The 230-nt window shown below is 46.5% G+C and carries 1 protein-coding gene; it reads right to left on the bottom strand.

The window, feature by feature from the left end; all coding sequences use genetic code 11:
• Positions 1-230: pyridoxine 5'-phosphate synthase (locus R0K30_RS23860; protein ID WP_410613550.1), on the bottom strand; the 230-nt coding region annotated here is incomplete at both ends.

The raw sequence follows: 230 nt of genomic DNA, 5'->3' as shown, positions 1-230 counted from the left end.
ATAGCGTGACCAATATTAAGCTCGTAAATCTCTGGCATCGCTGCAATTGGCTTCACGTTGTGATAATGCAAACCATGGCCGGCATTAACAATTAAGCCAATACTCGCTGCATACTTAACGCCTTGGCGGATGTGTTCAAGCTCTTTTGCTGTATCTTCATCGTTTGTGGCATCAGCATACGCCCCAGTATGAATTTCAACATAAGGCGCACCACAGGCTTTTGCCGCGTC

The sequence above is a fragment of the Bacillus sp. SIMBA_154 genome (assembly GCF_046536015.1).
GTDB classification, from domain to species: Bacteria; Bacillota; Bacilli; order Bacillales; family Bacillaceae; genus Bacillus; species Bacillus pumilus_P.
The sequence above is the reverse complement of the archived record's forward strand: the minus strand, read 5'-3'. Positions and strand labels throughout refer to the sequence as shown.